15 protein-coding genes, 1 tRNA gene and 2 pseudogenes are annotated in these 17,501 nt (G+C 61.4%); 14 read left to right on the plus strand and 4 right to left on the minus strand.

Annotated elements, in window-relative coordinates; genetic code table 11:
• Positions 1 to 55 precede the first annotated feature (55 nt).
• From ACX1DW_RS09620 to ACX1DW_RS09685, 14 genes and pseudogenes are all read left to right on the plus strand, one after another.
• Positions 56 to 289: a hypothetical protein gene (locus tag ACX1DW_RS09620; RefSeq protein ID WP_015277635.1), complete on the plus strand. Its 234-nt coding sequence runs from the start codon at positions 56 to 58 to the stop codon at positions 287 to 289.
• A 400-nt stretch (positions 290 to 689) separates the two neighbouring features.
• Positions 690 to 2,228 (plus strand): MBOAT family O-acyltransferase, encoded by a 1,539-nt coding sequence (locus ACX1DW_RS09625; RefSeq protein ID WP_458993284.1) that lies wholly within the window; start codon positions 690 to 692, stop codon positions 2,226 to 2,228.
• Between the two features lie 21 nt (positions 2,229 to 2,249).
• Positions 2,250 to 4,151 carry an HAD-IIIC family phosphatase gene (locus ACX1DW_RS09630; protein WP_458993285.1) on the plus strand — a complete coding sequence of 634 codons (1,902 nt, stop codon included), beginning with the start codon at positions 2,250 to 2,252 and terminating at the stop codon, positions 4,149 to 4,151.
• Positions 4,148 to 4,396, plus strand: a complete 249-nt coding sequence (locus ACX1DW_RS09635) for an acyl carrier protein (RefSeq protein WP_045633726.1) — start codon at positions 4,148 to 4,150, stop codon at positions 4,394 to 4,396. The genes ACX1DW_RS09630 and ACX1DW_RS09635 overlap by 4 nt, the downstream gene beginning before the upstream one ends.
• A gap of 3 nt (positions 4,397 to 4,399) precedes the next feature.
• Complete coding sequence (locus ACX1DW_RS09640; RefSeq protein ID WP_458993286.1) at positions 4,400 to 5,464, plus strand: hypothetical protein; 1,065 nt, start codon at positions 4,400 to 4,402, stop codon at positions 5,462 to 5,464.
• Positions 5,465 to 5,541: 77 nt separating this feature from the next.
• Complete coding sequence (locus ACX1DW_RS09645; RefSeq protein ID WP_458993287.1) at positions 5,542 to 6,525, plus strand: lipid A deacylase LpxR family protein; 984 nt, start codon at positions 5,542 to 5,544, stop codon at positions 6,523 to 6,525.
• 358 nt (positions 6,526 to 6,883) lie between these two features.
• Positions 6,884 to 8,434, plus strand: a complete 1,551-nt coding sequence (locus tag ACX1DW_RS09650) for a GGDEF domain-containing protein (protein ID WP_458993288.1) — start codon at positions 6,884 to 6,886, stop codon at positions 8,432 to 8,434.
• A 226-nt stretch (positions 8,435 to 8,660) separates the two neighbouring features.
• A complete protein-coding gene (locus tag ACX1DW_RS09655) occupies positions 8,661 to 10,790 on the plus strand; it encodes a TonB-dependent siderophore receptor (RefSeq protein ID WP_458993289.1) in 2,130 nt (709 codons plus the stop codon).
• Between the two features lie 181 nt (positions 10,791 to 10,971).
• On the plus strand, positions 10,972 to 11,142 hold the full coding sequence (locus ACX1DW_RS09660) for a YhfG family protein (protein WP_200594994.1): 171 nt from the start codon (positions 10,972 to 10,974) through the stop codon (positions 11,140 to 11,142).
• Positions 11,142 to 11,492, plus strand: a pseudogene (locus ACX1DW_RS09665) (Fic/DOC family protein); the annotation flags it as partial. The gene ACX1DW_RS09660 and the pseudogene ACX1DW_RS09665, both read left to right, overlap by 1 nt.
• Before the next feature lie 296 nt (positions 11,493 to 11,788).
• Complete coding sequence (locus ACX1DW_RS09670) at positions 11,789 to 12,199, plus strand: DUF4279 domain-containing protein (protein ID WP_200599866.1); 411 nt, start codon at positions 11,789 to 11,791, stop codon at positions 12,197 to 12,199.
• Between the two features lie 202 nt (positions 12,200 to 12,401).
• Positions 12,402 to 12,830 (plus strand): glutaredoxin family protein, encoded by a 429-nt coding sequence (locus ACX1DW_RS09675; RefSeq protein ID WP_200599868.1) that lies wholly within the window; start codon positions 12,402 to 12,404, stop codon positions 12,828 to 12,830.
• Between the two features lie 100 nt (positions 12,831 to 12,930).
• Entirely contained in the window at positions 12,931 to 14,148 is a 1,218-nt protein-coding gene (locus ACX1DW_RS09680; protein ID WP_162621584.1) for a DUF6161 domain-containing protein, read from the plus strand.
• A 267-nt stretch (positions 14,149 to 14,415) separates the two neighbouring features.
• Positions 14,416 to 15,294: pseudogene (locus ACX1DW_RS09685) on the plus strand (phage integrase); the annotation flags it as partial.
• A 24-nt stretch (positions 15,295 to 15,318) separates the two neighbouring features.
• Here ACX1DW_RS09685 and ACX1DW_RS09690 read toward each other — a convergent pair.
• The 4 genes from ACX1DW_RS09690 to ACX1DW_RS09705 form a co-directional block, all read right to left on the minus strand.
• Positions 15,319 to 15,394 (minus strand) — tRNA-Thr (locus tag ACX1DW_RS09690).
• A gap of 78 nt (positions 15,395 to 15,472) precedes the next feature.
• Entirely contained in the window at positions 15,473 to 16,231 is a 759-nt protein-coding gene (locus ACX1DW_RS09695) for a DUF3618 domain-containing protein (RefSeq protein WP_253747865.1), read from the minus strand.
• On the minus strand, positions 16,228 to 16,653 hold the full coding sequence (locus tag ACX1DW_RS09700) for a phage holin family protein (RefSeq protein ID WP_270052860.1): 426 nt from the start codon (positions 16,651 to 16,653) through the stop codon (positions 16,228 to 16,230). Before ACX1DW_RS09700 ends, ACX1DW_RS09695 begins: the two co-directional genes overlap by 4 nt.
• Positions 16,650 to 17,393 carry a hypothetical protein gene (locus tag ACX1DW_RS09705; RefSeq protein WP_200596693.1) on the minus strand — a complete coding sequence of 248 codons (744 nt, stop codon included), beginning with the start codon at positions 17,391 to 17,393 and terminating at the stop codon, positions 16,650 to 16,652. Before ACX1DW_RS09705 ends, ACX1DW_RS09700 begins: the two co-directional genes overlap by 4 nt.
• Positions 17,394 to 17,501: the final 108 nt, after the last annotated feature.

Consider the following 17,501-nt stretch of genomic DNA (forward strand, 5'->3'; position numbering starts at 1 on the left):
ATTCCGGGTTGATTCGCTCGACGAGCGAGAGCCATAACCCGCAGAGGATGACAGGATGTTTTCCAGCTATCTCTATGAAGCCGCACTCATCTATGGCCTGGTCTTCACTTCGGTGGGGTTCGTGCTGGGCATGTTCTACAACAATCGCAAGGTCTTCCAGCTGGAAGACAAGGTGCAGCGCCTCAAGCGCACCGTGCGCCACCTACAGCGCAAGGTCGAACCGCCTGCCGCCGCGTCGAGAAGCGTCCAGCGCGCGCGCAGCAGCGCAGGGTTGAGCAGCGTCCGCTGAGCCGGCCGGCACCTGTCCACGCTCGGTCAACTACGCCAGCGGCTCGTGCTAACTCGAACCTTCAGGGCCTTTAAAAAATGCTGGGAACTTTCCCGACCGACGGAAATGGGCTGCAGGCCACGTCCGCTGGGGCCCTTTTGACCTGCGGCAATAAAGCGCTCATCGGTGCAACAAACGTTGAAACTTTTTTTTACACCTTCACGTCCGAGCCATAGGAGCTCAGGGGAAGCCGGCCAAGGTGGCCGAAACCCGAGCGAGCAGCCACTGATGGACCGAGGATGTCGCAACGCCGACCAGGATGGATCGTCGGTCGCGTGACGCCAGGACTGAATGGATGACTCGCCCCGCCAAACGGCGGCCTGAGCAGCAATGCACGAACGCTGAGCAGGGAATAGGGAAGATGCTTTTCAATTCGGTGGAATTCATCGCCGGCTTTCTTCCGGTGGTGTTGATTGGATTCTTCGTGCTGACCGGATCGGGCCGACAGCGGCTCGCAGTGATCTGGCTGACCATCGTCTCGTTGGTGTTCTACGGCTGGTGGAACCCGGATTACGTACCGCTGCTGGTCGGCAGCATGCTGGTCAACTATCTGCTCGGTGGCTACCTGCGCCAGCACCCCTCGCGTCTGGTGCTCGGGTTGGCGGTCGCAGCCAACGTGTTGCTGCTGGTCTACTACAAGTACACCGGCTTCCTGCTCGGCACGCTGGATGCGGCTTTGGATCTAGGTTGGCGGGTGGAAGACATCATCCTGCCGCTGGCGATCTCCTTCTTCACCTTCCAGCAGATCGCTTACCTGGTCGATGCCCATGACGGTGTGGTGGAAGAACATGACTTCGCCAACTACTGCCTGTTCATCAGCTTCTTTCCGCAGCTGATCGCCGGACCGATCACCCACCACGCTGAAATGCTCGCGCAGTTCAACGACCGCGACAGCTTCCGCGCGCGCATCGACAACCTGTCGCTGGGCGCCACGGTGTTTCTGCTCGGCCTGTTCAAGAAGGTGGTAATCGCCGACACCCTCGCGCTGAAAGCCACGCCGGTCTTCAGCCTGGCCGCCGACGGCACCATCCCGGCGTTCTACGACGCATGGACCGGCGCGCTGACCTACACGCTGCAGATCTATTTCGACTTCTCCGGCTACAGCGACATGGCCATCGGGCTGGCGCTGCTGTTCGGCATCAGCCTGCCGGCCAACTTCAACAGCCCGTTCAAGGCGCGCAATGTCATCGATTACTGGTCGCGCTGGCACATGACGCTGACGCGTTTTCTCACCGCCTACATCTACAACCCCATCGTGCTGCGCGTGACCCGTGCGCGCATGGCGGCCGGCAAGCCGCAGCCGCGACGGGGCAAGATGACCGTCGGCACCTTCTTCGCACTGGTCGCCTACCCCACCGTGTTCACCATGTTCATCTCCGGCATCTGGCACGGCGCCGGCTGGCACTTCGTCGCCTTCGGCCTGCTGCACGGTTTCTACCTGGTGGTCGCCCACGGCTGGCGTGCCTGGAAGGCGCGTCAGGGCTGGAAGCTGGACAGCGACATCTGGTGGCACAAGGCCGCGGCCGTCGCGCTGACCTTTGGCTGCGTGGTGGTGGCGATGGTGTTCTTCCGCGCCAGCGACGTGCCGACCGCCATGGCGATCCTCGCCGGCATGCTCGGCCTGAGCCCGACCAGTACGGCGATGGATCGCTCCGACTTCGTCTATATCGCGGCGTTGCTGGTCTTCGTCTGGGGCATGCCCAACGTGCAGCAGTGGATGGGCCACTTCCGCACCGCGCTCAACTTCCAGCCCCAGCCGCACTGGACCGAGCGGCTGCTGCCGATCAGCGCCTGGCGGCCGACGGCGATCCACGGCATGGCAGTAGGCATGCTCGGTTTCTTCGCCCTGGCGATCGCCCTCTCCATGGCACCGACGGAGTTCCTCTACTTCCAGTTCTGACCACGACAAGGAGTCTCAGGTATGCAACAGCTCTCCTGGCTGCCGACACACCCGGACCTATCCGGTGCCATCGGCCAAGCCAAACGCATCGAAGATCCGCTGCAGCGGCTGCATGAAGCCGTCAAGCTGGCCGCTCATCAACGGGATTTCACCCTGACCGCACGACTGGACAAGCTGGCTGCCGCCGGCATCGAGCAGCACGCCGCGGCGGCACGCCTGACTCCACTGCGGGTGGCACTGCTGTCCTCACATACGGTCGATCACCTGCTGCCGGCCATCCGCGTGGCCGGGCTGCAACGGCACCTGGCGCTGTCTCTGCATGTTGCGCCCTACGGCATGTACCGCCAGGTGCTGCTGGCCGATGACCCGGCGCTGAACGCCTTCGCCCCGCAACTGGTGCTGCTGGCGCTGGACGCCCATGACGCGCCACTGCAACTGCCCTTGCACGCAGGCCAGGCGGAGGTAGATGCCGCCGTCGCGGAGCGCGTCGATGAGCTGCGCCTGCTCTGGCGCCGGGCCCGCGAGCGCTATGCTGCGCAGGTGGTGCAGCAAACCCTGGTGCCAGTGGCGCCGCCCTTGTTCGGCTCTTACGAAGCACTGGTGCCGGCTTCGCCGCGGGCAGTCATCGAACGGTTGAATGCCGCTATCCGCGCTGCTGCCCGCGAGGATGGCGTGCTGCTGCTCGATCTGGCCTGGCACGCAGCCGCCTATGGCGACGGCCTGGCCGAGCCGGTGCGCTGGCATCAGGCCAAGCAGCTGATCAGCCCGACTCTGGCACCGCTTTATGGCGAGCACTTTGCGCGTATCGCAGCGGCCACTGCCGGGCTGTCGCGCAAATGCCTGGTACTCGATCTGGACAACACCCTATGGGGCGGCGTGATCGGTGATGACGGCATCGACGGTATCCAGCTCGGCCAGGGCAGCCCCAGCGGCGAGGCGTTTCTCGCCTTTCAGCGTTATGCCGCGCAACTGGCGCGCCGCGGGGTGATTCTCGCGGTGTGCAGCAAGAACGACCTGCACGTTGCCGAAGCAGCCTTTGAACATACCGAGATGGCACTCAAGCGCAGCGATATCGCAGCCTTCGTCGCCAACTGGGAAGACAAGGCCGGCAACCTGCGGCGCATCGCGAGCATGCTCGATATCGGTCTGGACAGCCTGGTGTTCGTCGACGACAACCCCGCCGAGCGCGACATCGTGCGCCGCGAGCTGCCGGAAGTCGCCGTACCGGAGCTGCCCGACGATGTCGCCGATTACCCCGCGCGCATCGCCGCCGCGGGCTATTTCGAGGCCGTGTCCTTTACCTCCGATGACGCCGAACGTGGCCGCAGCTATGCGCTGAATGCCGAACGCAAGGCCGCGCAGAGCCAGGCCACGGACATGGAAGGCTACCTGCGCGGGCTGCAGATGGTGCTGCGCGTCAGCCGCATCGGCACCGCCGAGCTGGCCCGCGCCACCCAGCTGATCAACAAGACCAACCAGTTCAACCTTACCACCCGCCGCTATACCGAAGCCGAAGTCGAGCGCATGGCCAGCGATCCGCAAACCATCGCGTTGGCCCTGCGGCTGGAAGACAAGTTCGGCGATAACGGCCTGATCAGCGTGGTGCTGGCGCGACCGGATACAGCTATCGAGGCTGACGAACTGCTGATCGACAGCTGGCTGATGAGCTGCCGCGTGCTGGGGCGTGAAGTCGAGATGGCCGTGCTGGAGGTGCTGGCCGATGCGGCAGCAGCTGCCGGCTGGGGCGCACTGGTCGGCGAATACCGCCCCACCGAACGCAACGGCATGGTTGCCGAACACTATCCGCGGCTGGGCTTCGAGCAGCGCCCCGCCCCTGCCGACGCCATCGCCGATGCAAGTTTCTGGCGCTACGAGCTGGCCTCGCGCACTCCCATCAACCATCACATCCAGGTGCAAGCATGAACGAAAAGGACATTCTCCAGGCGCTGACCCAGGTCTTCCACGACGTGTTCGACGATGACGATATCGTCCTCACGTCCGAAACCACCGCCGACGACATCGATGGCTGGGACAGCCAGACCCATGTGCTGCTGATCGTGGCCGCCGAGCAACGCTTCGGCATCAAGTTCCGCACCGCCGAACTGGAATCGCTGAAGAACGTTGGCCACTTTGCCCAGTTGATTCAGACCAAACTCGGAGGGCGTTGAGTCATGGCCAGATCCGTCGATACATGCCCGGACGGCGTTGCCGCCGGGGCCGAAGCAGGCCAGCGGCGGATACGTGCCGGCTATCTGCTGGGAATGTTCGCCGGGCTGTTCGGGATGCTCGGCGGCTTTGCCGCCCTGCTCGCCTGGCTCAATCACACCGACAACCTGCCACCACCGGCCTTCTCCAACAGTCTGTGTGTGGACGAAAAGCTGCACTTTCTGCGGCACAACCCCATTGCCGATCCGAACCTGCTGATCGTCGGTTCCTCGGTCGCCTGGCGCCATGTCGATGGTGACGTGCTGATCGAGCAGGCCCCGGGCCTGCGTCCGCTCAACGGTGCGTTCTGCGGCCTGCACGCCAACCAGTCGACCTATGTCGCCAACTGGCTGCTGGACCGCGAACCGAGCGTCCGCCAGGTGGTGATGATCGTCGATCCGCTGGACTTCGCCGGCTGCTGGAAGGTGCCGGATGCGGTGTTCGACCGCGAGGATGCCGATCACTACGTTTATCAGCAGGCCTCACGCTGGGGCTACTACATGCGCTACTTCTCGCCGCGTTCGCTGCTGCGCAACGCGCAGACGGTCAAGGCGCAACGGGCCAACGAGATCGAATGGGACCCGCTGGTATTCACCCGCCACGGCGACGGGCCGCTGGAACCGCAGGGTGATCGCGGCCTGTTCTACGGCAAACCGGACGCGCTGGATGACAGCTGCTTCGTGGCACTCGCAGACTTCTCCGCACGCCTGGAACAGGACCAGCGCGAGCTGCTGGTGGTTTCCACGCCCCTGCATCCGCAATGGAAAGCCAAGGTCGATGCCGATGGCAGCTTTCTCGCCCGCTTTGACGCCAAGCTGAACGCCGCCATCGCCGGGCATGACGGGGCTCAGTATTGGAACGCCGATCGCGAATGGGTTGCTCCACCGGCCGCCTTCGTAGATGCGATCCACCTGCGCTGGTCAGCCGTGCAGGACTTTTCCGTGGCACTGGCCGAGCAACTGCAGGAAGCCAGACAGGAGATGCTCAGCAAGGCGGGACTGGCCAAAAGCGGCGCATACGACGCGCCCTGAGCGACAAGCGAACCGCTGGAAGCGGTGATGGTCCGAGAAGGAACATACAAACAAGAACGTAAGCCAGGAGTTGAATCATGCATTCTCATTCTTTGCTGTGCTTGTGCCTGCTCGCCGCATCCATCACCGCCCCCGCCGTCAGCCATGCCGACATCCTCGCCATCAAGGCGGAGAACGACATCATCGCCTCGGGCAGCGATGGTCACTACACCAATGGCCTGGAAGTCATCTGGGGCTTCGAACCGGACGACCAGAGCTGGACGCGGCGCTTCGCCGATCTGTTGCCCGGCTGGTCGGGCGATGCCGTCGACAACGTCGCCTATCGCTTCGGCCATCAGATCTACACGCCGGAGGAAATCGAAACGCGAGCGCTGATCGATGACGACCGCCCCTACGCCGGCCTGCTCTTCGCCGGCATGTCGATGTTCTCCGATACCCAGTACGACGGCTGGCGCGCGGCGCAGGGCCTGCACCTGGACGTGGGCATAGTCGGCCCGGCCGCTGGCGGCAAGCGCCTGCAGCGTGCCGTGCACAAGGTGACCGACAGCGACGAACCCAACGGCTGGGATAACCAGCTGGAGAACGAAGCCTTCGTCAATCTGGGCTATCAGTATCGCTGGTGGCTGCAGGAACGCTTTGCCGGGCTCGAGCTGGAATACGGCCCGAGCGTAGGCTTCGCCCTCGGCAACCTGTACAGCTACGGCTCGGCCGGGGTGGGCCTTCGCCTGGGCCAGAACCTGCAGCGCAGCTTCAGCATCCCGGCGGTGGCGCCAGCGCAGAGCGGTAGTCAATTCTTTCGCCCCGGCGGTGACTTCGCCTGGTATGGCTTCGCCAATCTCGAAGGGCGCTATATGGCGCACAACATGCTGCTGGACGGTAATACCTTCGAGGACAGCCATTCAGTGGACCGCCGCGAATGGGTCGGCGACGCCAAGCTCGGCGTGGCGTTGACCTGGAGCCGCTGGCAGCTGGCCTTTGCCAGCGTCTGGCGCAGCCGCGAATTCCAGGGACAAAAGGAGCACGATCAGTTCGGCTCCATCACCCTGTCGACTGCACTCTGACCATCCTTCGCCGTGGATCGGCCAGCACCTCGCCGGTCATGCCTATGCCGGCGTCAGCTGCAAACGCCGCCCCAGCTGACGATTCTCGGCCCATAGCTGGCTACCTTGCAGCTGGACCATGCGTTCGCCCAGCTCATCCCGCCGCTCAATCAGTTATCGGGCTCAGCGGCAAAGAGAGCGGTAGTTATCCGCCGCACCACCCTTGTGCCAGCGGCCGATCGTTTTCTTCCGTCGTTGACGCTTCGGCGCCCGGTCCGGGCATGTATCATTCCGCCCCAGGGGTCTGCACCCGCCACGCAGTCGCGCTCACCGCTCAGAGGTTGCGGCGATATACACACACGCAGAATCGGGAAGCTTCATGTTCCGGCTGGATCTCCAACGCCTGACCCTCCTGCTAGCGCTCGTGGCAGGCCTGCTCACCTTCGCCAACAGCTTCTTCGCCGGCTATACCACCCAGCGCGACCAGCTGTTCGAACAGACACTGGAGGCCAACAGGGCTTATGCGCGCAAGCTGGCCGACACCACCGACCGATTCTTTCTCAACAGTCGTCGCGAACTCGCCTATGCCGCGCAGGCGCTTTCCTCGAAGTTCGAGGATCCCGTGGCACGGGACAGCGAAACGGAGCGACTCAAGCTCAACAGCGATCAGTTCAACAGAGCAGTGATCGTCAGTGCTGCCGGTGAGATCGTTTCAGCTTCCCCGGAGAGCACCGCGCTGGTAGGCCTCAAGGTCAACAGCGTGGGTGCGCGGCGCGCGCTGAGCGAGCGCATTCCGCTGATCAGCGAGCCCTACATCGCCACGGACGGCACCTATCTGATCGCGGTAACGCATCCGATCTTCGACCCCGACGGGCACTATCTCGGCTTCATCAGCGCGTCACTATTCCTGCGCGAGCGCAACGCACTGCACGGCCTGCTTGGCGTGCACTACTACCGCGACGGCTCCTACCTGTACGTTGTCGACAAGCAGGCCAACCTGATTTTCCATGAGGACGGACAGCGGGTGGGCCAGAACGTGGCCTCCAATGCGGTCGTTCAGCAGGTGCTGACCGGGCGCGAAGGCAGCCAGCGAGTCACCAACACCCTCGGCGTCGACATGCTGGCCGGCTACGCCCCGGTGCCGAGTACCGGCTGGGGCATCATCGCGCAGCGCCCCACGGCCGCGATCACCGCCAAGCTCGAACGCTTGGCGCGCACGACCCTGATGAACGCCGTGCCTTTCGCGCTCGTATCGCTGGCCGTGTTCTGGTGGCTATCCAAACTCATATCCGCGCCCATCCGCGCATTGGCCGATACCGCCGAACACTGGAGCGCTCCGGAAGCGGCCAACCGTATATCGCGGGTCAATTCCTGGTACTTCGAGGTCTCGCGCCTGAAGGTCGCCATGCTTGCTGGCGTGTCCCTGCTGCAGCAAAAGATGGGCGCGCTGGAAGCAGCGTCCATGACCGATCCGCTGACCGGATTGCGCAACCGCCGCGGGCTCGAACTGGCGCTCAAGCAGTTCGAGCTGCTCGACCAACACTATGCCGCGCTGGCCCTGGACATCGATCATTTCAAGCAGGTCAACGACCAGTACGGCCATGACGTAGGCGACGACGTTCTGCGTTACCTCGCTGCGGTACTGCGGGAGTGCTCCCGCCCCAGCGACGTCCTCTGCAGGATGGGTGGAGAGGAGTTTCTGGTGCTGCTACCCGACACGGACGCCGCCGGTGCACGCATCGCCGCAGAGCGCCTGCTGGTTCGCCTGCGTTATACGAACAGCCCAACCGGTGCGCCGGTCACCGCATCCATCGGCATCGCCTGCAGCACCAGCCATGACTCGCCAGACGCGACCTTCAAGGCCGCGGACGAAGCGCTCTACCAGGCCAAAAGAGCCGGCCGCGACCGCGTGGTCCTCGCCTGCAACTGAGCGCCGAGCAGCCGCCGAATGTGACCCCCGAGCCGCTTGGCGGCCGCCGCTTATCTGCGCTGCGCGGCGCGCTGGTTGCGTGTCGCCGCGTGCTCGATCTGCCTGCGCCGCTACGCCAGCTCAAACTGCCGTAGCGTGCATTCAGTTGAGATCACCTTCTATTTGATAATCGTTTTCGTTGAGATTAGGATGCCCGCCCTCGCTCCCTTCCCTCAAGGATCTTTCGATGCGGCGCCTTCTCCTCCCGATGCTCGCGATTCCTGCCCTCACCTGCCCTGCCATGGCTTCAGCCAACGACGAACCGCCCACTGAACCGCTGGCGCTGGAGGAGATGCAGGTCACCGCCTCGGCCGAGCGCGCCGACGGCCCCGTGCAGGGCTATCGTGCGACCCGCTCGGCCAGCGCCACCCGCACCGACACCGCGATCCACGAAACCCCGCAATCGATCAGCGTCGTGCCGGCGCAGGTCGTCGAAGACATCGGCGCAACGCGCCTTGAAGATGCGCTCGACTATGCCGGCGGCGTGGAGCGTGGCAACAACTTCGGCGGTCAGGGCCTGACCGAATTCCTCGTGCGCGGCTTCAGCACCCAGGAGTTCTACCGCAACGGCTTCGCGGTGAACCGTGGCTATCCCAACATGCCCGACGCCAACGCGCTGGAACGCATCGAAGTGCTGCGCGGCCCGGCCTCGATGCTGTACGGGCGCGGCGATCCGGGCGGCACCTTCAACATCGTCAGCAAGCAGCCGCAGGCGGAGCGGCGCACGGTGCTCGGCAGCCAGGTGAACACCGACGGCCTACGCCGCGGCACCCTAGACACCACCGGCGCACTGGACGAGAGTGCCGCGTTTACCTATCGCCTCAACCTCGTCGCCGAAGGCAGCGACAGCTTCCGCGACCACGTCGAAAGCGAGCGCTACAACATTGCGCCAGTGCTGCGCTGGCAGCTCAGCGACGACACTGCGCTCATCCTCGAAGGCGATTACCTGCACAATCGCCATCCGCTGGACCGCGGCCTGACCCGCTACCCCAACCAGGCCGGCGACCTGTCACGCGATCGCTTCCTCGGGGAGGAGAGTGCCGGCAAGCTGACCAACCAGAACGCCACCACGCAACTGCGCCTGGAGCACCAGCTGGACAGCCAGTGGATGCTGCGCGGCGGCATCCAGTACCTCGACGGCAGCCTGGACGGCGGCGCGGTGGAGAACAATGGCCTGGCCGCCGATGGCCGCACGGTCGGACGCAACTACAGCGAGCGCTGGCTGAACTGGAACGACCTGGCGGTGCAGGCCAATCTGGAGGGTCACTTCGATGCCGCGGGTGTGGTCCACACGCTTCTGCTCGGTGTGGAATTCGACGACTTCAACTACGACTCCCAGATCGATCGCTCGGGTGGTGCGACCGGCGACTTCCCGATCGACCTCTATGATCCGGTCTACGGCCAGCCGCTGCCGGCGCTGACCCGCACCACGACCTACGATGACGAGAACCTGAAGTCCTACGCGTTCTTCCTGCAGGACCAGATCACCCTCACCGAGCGCCTGACAGCGCAGGTCGGCGCGCGTCTGGAACGCTTCGAGCAACGCTATGAAAACAAGCTCACCCCCGCCGGCAGCTGGGACCAGGCGCACAACGCCGTCTCCCCACGTTTCGGGCTGATCTACGACCTGACCGAGGAGTTGGCCGTCTACGCCAACACCTCGCGCTCGTTCAAGCCCAACCGCGGCGCCGACCGCAGCAGCCAGGCATTCGACCCGGAAGAAGGCATCGCCCACGAAGTCGGCGTCAAGTACGAGCTGCCAGAGCACGACCTCAGCGTTACTGCGGCGCTGTTCCACATCACCAAGGAAAACGTGCTGACCAGCGATCCGGTCGACAGCAATTACCAGGTTGCTGCCGGCGAAGCGCGCAGCCGCGGGTTCGACATCAGCGTAGCGGGCAACATCACCCCGCAATGGCGCATGATCGGCGGCTACGCCTACGTCGATGCCGAAGTCACCGAAAGCTCGAGTGCATCGATGCCGGTCGGCACGCGCCTGGCCAACGTGCCACGCCACAGCTTCAACCTGCTGGACACCTACGAATTTGCCGAAGGTCCGCTGGCCGGGCTCGGTGTCGGCATGGGCGTCAAGTACGTCGGCGACCGCAAGGGCGGTGCCACCAGTACGGCGTTCGACATGGATGCCTACACCACCGTCGACCTGCTTGCCTACTATCCGCTGACCGAACGGGTTCGCCTGAACCTGAACCTCAACAACCTGTTCGACGAAGAGTACGAAGAGCGCGCCTGGGGCAACATCTGGGCCTACCCGGGCGCCCCCCGCACCCTGCAGGCAGGCATCGCGATCACCCTGTAGCGAAGAGCGGCGCAGCCTGTATGGCTGCGCCTCGCCTCCCCTACTGGCGCCGGATCTCTTCGCGACTGTGCTTAGTTATTCGCCATTGGCGTTGCTCGGCCAGAAGGACCGGCAAGACGCTGCGAATTAGCATCCGCTATTCCGCGATAATGAGCCGCACACCGCGAGCGAGGTTTTAGCTATGCCCGATCTGACCTTGGAAAAGAAGAAGGCCTACTACGCGAAGGTCCGCCAATCGAACTATGCCGCCAGCCTGCGCCTGGAAGGCTTCGATACCACACCAGCTGACGCTAAACGCAAACTCCCAACTCGCGAAGCTGCCCTGGGAGCCTTGCGCGCTCGGCAGGCCTGATGCTCGATAAGTACGGTGTCGGTCAGGATCCTCTCTGCTATCCAGGCACCACGGTTCTACGCAACCGCCTAGACCTGACCGATGACCAAGCGCTTCACGCTGCTGAGCGCACGCTTTCCGAAATCGCTGCAGGCTCCATTGACTTCGTCCTTCCTCCCTACTATCTCACCTATCTGCAACGGATCCACCGCACTCTCTTCGAAGATGTTTACGAATGGGCGGGAGAACTACGTACCGTGGACATATCGAAGGGCGGTACGCACTTCTGCAACGTCACCCGAATCGAGCCGAAGGCTACGAAGCTCTTCAGACAATTGGAGGCGGCCAACTGGTATGAAGGGATGTCAAGGGACACTTCGGGGACACAGCCCTAAATGAAAAAGGGCTAGCCGAAGCTAACCCTTTGATTTCATTGGTGCCGGAGACAGGAGTCGAACCTGCGACCTTCGCATTACGAATAAGCGCCACTTCCCTCGGCAGAAGCTGGAAGCCAGTAAAATCGGGCGGTCAGCTAGCACTATTTGTTGGTTAATATCCGCTACTTGGATTTTTTGGGGCGCAAGGGGACACTTCCCCAATCCGAAGCTGCTCGCCACACAACAAGCATCACGAGTCGGCTCATCAGTCAGATAGCGAGAAGCACCTCATGGCACACGTCAGCCGCTCAAAGGCGTCACTGAGAATAATCGGCGACAGCCTGAATCCCTCGGAGGTATCGAAGCTACTCGGCCGAGAAGGGACAACGATGTATGCCAAAGGCGAGATATACACAATCAAAGCCACAGGTAGGACCGTAACAAGAAAATCAGGTCATTGGTCGCTGTCCGCTCGAGCTCATGAGCCTGAGGATATTGATGGTCAAGCAAAAGAGATACTTGATCAGCTCACAGATGACCTCGATATCTGGAGCAAGCTATCAGAGTCCTACAGCTGTGACCTCTTCTGCGGCTTGTTCCTGCGGGAGAGTAACGAGGGATTGGACATTCATCCTTCAACGCTAAAGCGCCTAGCCGACCGAGGCATATCACTTTCGCTGGATATCTATGACGGCTCCTGATATTCAGCTGTGGGCTTACCTGCCTACGTCACCTCCCTCGGCTGAAGCTGGGAGCCTGTAAATACGGGCCTTCTATACGTACCCGCTATTGGCTAGTATCCGGTACATTGTGTTTTGAGGTCGGAAGTGGGGCTCCCCTTCTGCCTTAGTCGTGGCGTTCCTGGGACATCCCAGCACGCCCACCCCAGCATGGAAGCTGCCCATGACTAAATTTCTCCTTGCCCTGATCGCCACCCTGCCACTGATCTGCTCTGCGGAAATCTACAAGTGGACGGATGAGAATGGGCGCGTCCACTTCGGCGACAATCCAAAGGACAAGGATCAAGCCGAGCAGCTCTCGCTCAAGATCAACTCCTACGAAAGCGCCAGCTACGAATCCTTCACGCCAGCCCAAGGCACGGCATCGCGACGCGTCGTCATGTATTCAGCAGTCTGGTGCGGCTACTGCAAGCAGGCCCGCCAGTATTTCCAGCGCAACGGCATCAGCTTTGTTGAACACGATATCGAGAAAAACCAGAACGCCCGCAGAGCCTATGATGCGATTGGCGGCAATGGCGTGCCCGTTATATTGGTAGGAAACAAGCGATTGAATGGATTTACCGTTGCAGATTTCCAGAGTATCTACCCGTAACACGTCTCCAACAGAAAATAAATCTGCCCCCTTTTCCTCAAAATAAATCAGCAGGAATTGCGGACTGATAGCCCGCATAAAGCACATGGAGGTAAAATCCTTGAGCAAAGACATTAAAATCACCATTTCCGATGCCTCAAAAAAATCCTGGACCTTTACCAACACCAAAGAACTACTGAACTTTATCAAAGCCGAGGTAGAGTTCTGGCGCCGTAATCGACCAACTGATCAAGCAGCTCGCAATCCACATATATTCATCAATGCCAGCACTATCCTTGAGCAGGGACTAAAGATTGTCGAACAATGGAACAACGACACTCACCATTGGGACGATGCAAAATCACAACAAGAAATCAGAAACCTTAAAGCTGGTCCGTGGAGTGGATTAGAAAACCGTTGGCTTTGGAGCGGCCACGCATATGCAAACAAATACGTCGACTGCTATTCTCACTATGGAATCAGCGCAGCGACAGCATTCATAAACTTTATATTGAATAAACAAGCTGGCGAAACCAGCAATTATTATGGTTTCATCGGAACAACACTGGCATACGAATTCTTAAACCAAGACTCGGACCTTCCTAAGCGAAGAACCGCAGAAAGAAAATCACTCTCCCAGCTTAGAACCACACTAGATACCACTACTTCAGAGCTCGTTGGACAAACGGAGGAGTTTAAAAGGCAATTTAAGGAATGGCTCGACACAGAGAAAAACGATTGGGAACAATGGAAAACCGAAAGCGAGCAGGATCGATCAACTCAACTTGGTGAGCAGCGCGATAAATTTACGGACTACATGGAAACTTGCAAGGCAAGAATCCTTGAACTTGAAACCTTATATCAAGAAAAACTTAGGCTTGAAAAGCCAGCTTTATATTGGCGAAACGCCGCAAGAAAATATGGGATTCAAGGTGGACTATGGTCCCTCGCATTAATCGCATCAATCTTGCTCGGATTGATATATGCGCATGATTTCTTTACAGGATGGCTTCAAGGGAAAGAAATCGACCTTAAGCTTAACACCATACAAGGCGTCGTTATTTTCGGCTCGATTATCGCCACTTTCGCCTTTTTAGCGCGCACACTTGCAAAAATGACTTTCAGCTCATTTCATCTAATGCGAGACGCTGAGGAGAGAGAACAGTTAACCTACTTATATCTCGCTCTCAGCGAGAAAAGCGCTATCGACCAATCCTCTCGGGATATAGTACTTCAAGCATTATTTAGCAGATCTGAGACTGGCCTATTATCTTCAGACTCAGGCCCAACAATGCCTGGCATCGCTGAAGCGCTAAGAGCAACCGAAAGGCACAAATAGTTAAGTCGACATTGATATTTTAAGAGTGATCGTTCCCCAGGAGCGATCATTACCGCTTCGGTATAAAGCGGCCCGCTGATAAAAACGTAAAAACTCTGCTCCGCACCTACCTACGCACGCTCATTCCTTCGCCAAACCCACCTCCGAGCCGCTTCCGCTGTTATTTGCTGCCCGCGTTTTGTTCTGCCAACTTTAGGTCCGCTTCGGCGTTGGCCGAGCTGATCTGGCCCGACTCAGGCGCGGTCTTTCCGCTTACCAGCCAAAGGGCATCGGGGCCGCGCCCCGGGCGAACGCCTCGCCGATCTGGTGCAGGTCTGGTACGAATTGCATGGCGCCACGCTCAAGGACCAGAAGCGCTACGGACGCACCCTGGCGATAGTCGATGCCCTGGGCAACCCGATTGCCTCCAGCTTTACCGCTCTGGATTTCAGCCGCTACCGGGCCGAACGCCTCAAGAGCTGCACCCCGGCAACGGTGAACCATAAGCATCGCTACCTAAAAGCCGTGTTCAACGAGCTGATCCGCCTGGGCGTCTGGCATGAAGCCAACCCGGTCGCCAAGCTGCGGCAACTGCGTGTCGATGAAACCGAGCTGACCTACCTCACCCTGGACGAGTGCCGGTTGGTGCTGGATGAATGCGCCGCGTCGACCAATAGCCACACCCTGCCCGTCGCCAAGCTCTGTCTGGCTACTGGTGCTCGATGGGATGAAGCGGAATCGATCACCCGAAACCAACTGCTGAACGGGCAAGTTCGCTTCGCCAGAACGAAGAATGGCCGCGTGCGGACCATCCCCGTACCGGATGATCTAGTGGACCTGATGCTTGAGCGTGGCTACCCAGGATCGGGCCGGCTGTTCAGCTCCTGTCGATCGGCGTTCCGCAAAGCCTACGAACGCACCGGCCTGCACACACCCGGCCAGCTGACCCACATCCTGCGGCACACCTTTGCCAGCCACTACATGATGCAGGGCGGCAACATTCTCACGCTGCAACGAATCCTGGGGCACGGGGATATCAAGATGACGATGCGGTACTCGCACCTAGCGTCGGATCACTTCGCGACCGCCCTCACCCACTCACCGCTCGCGTTGCTGGGACAAGAAAGGGACACTTCGGGGACACCGGCCCAAAAACAAAAGGGCTAGCCGAAGCTAACCCTTTGATTTCATTGGTGCCGGAGACAGGAGTCGAACCTGCGACCTTCGCATTACGAATGCGCTGCTCTACCTACTGAGCTACACCGGCGCCAGGCGGCGGATTATCGGGGGTTCTGCGGTCGGACTCAAGCCCGGCCGCATCAAACCCTTGCCTCCGGCTCGTACGTCAGTGTGGTCGCGAAGCGGGCTGACCGTGATCGCGCTCAAGGTCGTGCTTGACCTGTCCGGCCAGCTGCTGGCCCTCGGCACTGGCCACTTCATAGCCTTCCTTCGCCTTGTGCTTGAGCCGGTCGGTCAGCTGGTCGCTGGACTGGCCCATCAGCTCGTCTTCGCGCCGGGTCGGCGGTACGGTCGCCGCGAGCAGCGCTCCCAGGGCGATACCCATCGCGCCGAGCGCCAGTGGTTGCTCGTTGAGCAACTGCGAGAAGCCGCCGCGTGCCCGATCCGCCGTATGCCGCAGGCTGTCGGCGGCCTGCCGGCTGCTGTCGCTTACCCGATGGCGAGCGTTGCCCAGGGTGGTGGAAGCATCGTGGCGCATCTGCGCAGCCTTGTCCTTGATGCCGTTGCCCTGCTGCTTCAGCCCGGAGGCCTTGGCCGAGAGCTTGTCGGTCATCGAAGGACCGGTCGATGTACCGGCGCTGTAATCCGGACGGCGGTTCTGCCCCGCCATCAGCCAGGCCAGGCCGATCCCGGTCAGCAACGTCGGCACCGGATTGGCCTTCACCGTATCACTGAGATTGTGCAGAAATTCGCCGCCACCGCCCTTGGCATAGCCCAGCGCGGTGTCGATCATCTGCCCCGGCGACAGCTTGCTTTCCAGGGCATGGACGATGTTGCCGATCTCCGCCCGCTGCTGGTCGATCTCGCGCTCCAGCGTGTCCGGGTCCTTGCGTGCTTCGACGTCTACCTGATTGTGCGTGCTCATGCGTGCCCCCTGACGACTTCTTTATCCTTGTGCAGCGAATGGATGGTGCGGTCGGGCTTGAAGGATGAAGCTTCGAACTTCTTCTTGCCCGCCGACACCATGATCAGCCCGATGACGACCACTACGCCCCCTACGATGAGGGCTGCCAACCAGGGCTCCATCAGGGTGCTGAGGAAGTAGACCGCCGACATCAGCAGGATGATGAATCCTGCCAGCAGGACCGCGCCGCCGGTGGCCACGCTCGCCGCGCCGGCCTTGGTGGCTCGCATGGACTCGCTCAGTTCGGCCTTCGCCAGAGCCAGTTCCTTGGTGAACAGGGATGGCACTTCACGGGTCAGCTGGCGCAGCAGCCCGCCCACCGAGCTGTCCTGGTCCGGATGGCCCGTCTCGTAGGACGTATTGAGGTTGCGTTGTTCGTTCATCGATTTAGCCCTCCGGTTGTGCCTTTTCCGTTGTTGCCAAGGCCGTTGGTACTGCCCGGGGTCGTCGGCATGTCTGCGTTGCTGACGCTGCCAACCGTGCCACCCGGGGCTCCGCTGGAAAGACGCGAATCCAGCTCGGACTGGCTGGGCAGGGTTTCAGCCGTCACATCGGCCGGGACGCCCAGCGGCGACGACGGATGCGGTCGCGCCGCATCCGAATGGCCGTAGTCAGTGGTGGGTTCGCGAGCGGCGGTTTTTTCCGAACGATGGCTCGAGGCGCGGGCGAAGCGTGTCAGACCAAAGCCCAGCGCAACGCTGCCGGCGATGAAAAGGGCCGGATTGCTCCGGGCGAGCCGGTTGACCTCGCCGACCAGCTCATCGACGCTCTTGCCACGCAGATTGTCAGCAAAGTCGACCATGCCTTGAGCCACGTCGGAGACATAGTGCGACAGGCCGGCGCGATCCTGGCTTTCCAGCTCGGAGGCAGCCGCCTTGGCACTCTGCGCGATCTTCTCGAGCTCGTCGGCGGCGGTGCCGCGATAGCTATCAAGCTGCGCCTTGCCCTGGTTCTTGATCTGCTCACCGGCCTCGCGTGCCTTGGCCTTCACGTCACTGCCATTTCCGGCCTGAGCGGAACGGTCGCTGTGCATGGATGGCTGGCCGGAGGAACTGCCTGTCTGCGGCGAGCTGGTCCCGGCTTGGCCGCCGTAACCTGTGATCTCTTCGTCGGGTGTCGTCATGTTGTCCACCTTTTATAGGGTCAGAGGATTTGGCCGGATGACCACGGTCCGTAGCACGACGACGGGGTTGCCGCTGCCGTGCATGTTTCGGTGCGCACATAAATGGTG

It is taken from the genome of Stutzerimonas sp. KH-1 (genome assembly GCF_054483855.1).

What these genes read in the sequence shown, in the direction of transcription:
- ACX1DW_RS09640 (WP_458993286.1), top strand. Translation starts at nt 4,400, where the DNA reads ATGGCCAGATCCGTCGATACATGCCCGGACGGCGTTGCCGCCGGGGCC.
- ACX1DW_RS09675 (WP_200599868.1), top strand. Translation starts at nt 12,402, where the DNA reads ATGACTAAATTTCTCCTTGCCCTGATCGCCACCCTGCCACTGATCTGC.
- ACX1DW_RS09635 (WP_045633726.1), top strand. Translation starts at nt 4,148, where the DNA reads ATGAACGAAAAGGACATTCTCCAGGCGCTGACCCAGGTCTTCCACGAC.
- ACX1DW_RS09625 (WP_458993284.1), top strand. Translation starts at nt 690, where the DNA reads ATGCTTTTCAATTCGGTGGAATTCATCGCCGGCTTTCTTCCGGTGGTG.
- ACX1DW_RS09670 (WP_200599866.1), top strand. Translation starts at nt 11,789, where the DNA reads ATGGCACACGTCAGCCGCTCAAAGGCGTCACTGAGAATAATCGGCGAC.
- ACX1DW_RS09705 (WP_200596693.1), bottom strand. Translation starts at nt 17,393, where the DNA reads ATGACGACACCCGACGAAGAGATCACAGGTTACGGCGGCCAAGCCGGG.
- ACX1DW_RS09650 (WP_458993288.1), top strand. Translation starts at nt 6,884, where the DNA reads ATGTTCCGGCTGGATCTCCAACGCCTGACCCTCCTGCTAGCGCTCGTG.
- ACX1DW_RS09630 (WP_458993285.1), top strand. Translation starts at nt 2,250, where the DNA reads ATGCAACAGCTCTCCTGGCTGCCGACACACCCGGACCTATCCGGTGCC.
- ACX1DW_RS09660 (WP_200594994.1), top strand. Translation starts at nt 10,972, where the DNA reads ATGCCCGATCTGACCTTGGAAAAGAAGAAGGCCTACTACGCGAAGGTC.
- ACX1DW_RS09645 (WP_458993287.1), top strand. Translation starts at nt 5,542, where the DNA reads ATGCATTCTCATTCTTTGCTGTGCTTGTGCCTGCTCGCCGCATCCATC.
- ACX1DW_RS09695 (WP_253747865.1), bottom strand. Translation starts at nt 16,231, where the DNA reads ATGAGCACGCACAATCAGGTAGACGTCGAAGCACGCAAGGACCCGGAC.
- ACX1DW_RS09620 (WP_015277635.1), top strand. Translation starts at nt 56, where the DNA reads ATGTTTTCCAGCTATCTCTATGAAGCCGCACTCATCTATGGCCTGGTC.
- ACX1DW_RS09655 (WP_458993289.1), top strand. Translation starts at nt 8,661, where the DNA reads ATGCGGCGCCTTCTCCTCCCGATGCTCGCGATTCCTGCCCTCACCTGC.
- ACX1DW_RS09700 (WP_270052860.1), bottom strand. Translation starts at nt 16,653, where the DNA reads ATGAACGAACAACGCAACCTCAATACGTCCTACGAGACGGGCCATCCG.